Origin of the sequence: Sphingomonas endophytica (assembly GCF_001476895.1) — a bacterium.
GTDB lineage: Bacteria > Pseudomonadota > Alphaproteobacteria > Sphingomonadales > Sphingomonadaceae > Sphingomonas > Sphingomonas endophytica_A.
Map to the genome: position 1 here is coordinate 1 of NZ_LDTB01000201.1, position 537 is coordinate 537.

Here is a 537-nt window from a genome sequence, read left to right on the forward strand (position 1 = left end):
CCTTCAAGGAGCGGCCCTTGGCGACGGACGATTCGGCGGCGCCATAGAGCGTGGTGACGAAGTCGCGGGTCATCGCGATCGCATCACGCCCGGTCTCGAGGCCCTTCAGCGCATCGCCGCGGCCCGGCGCGATCGCCTTCGGATTGAAGGCGCGGATCTCGTTCAAGGTCATCGGCCATTCCCGCAGATGCGCATCGCCGCAATAGCAGGCCGAGTGGTATTCGATCAGGTCACCCGAGAACATCACCTCGGCATCCGGCACCCAGGCGACGATGTCGCCCGAGGTGTGACCGGCGCCGAGCTGCATCAGCCGCACCTCGCGCTTGCCGAGATAGATCGACATCTCGCCCTCGAAGGTCAGCGTCGGCCAGGTCAGGCCGGGAATGCTTGCCGCATCCTGGAACAGGCGCGGGAAGCGGCCGTATTCCGAATCCCAATCCTGCTGGCCGCGTTCCTCGATCAGCCGATAGGTCTCCTGCGAGGCCACGATGCCCTGCGCGTGATAGGCCGAGGCGCCGAGTACCCGCACCGCGTGGT

1 protein-coding gene is annotated in these 537 nt (G+C 66.3%); it reads right to left on the minus strand.

What is annotated here, in order from left to right; genetic code table 11:
* Window positions 1-537: MBL fold metallo-hydrolase (locus tag NS334_RS16730; RefSeq protein ID WP_193753154.1), on the minus strand; the 537-nt coding region annotated here is incomplete at both ends.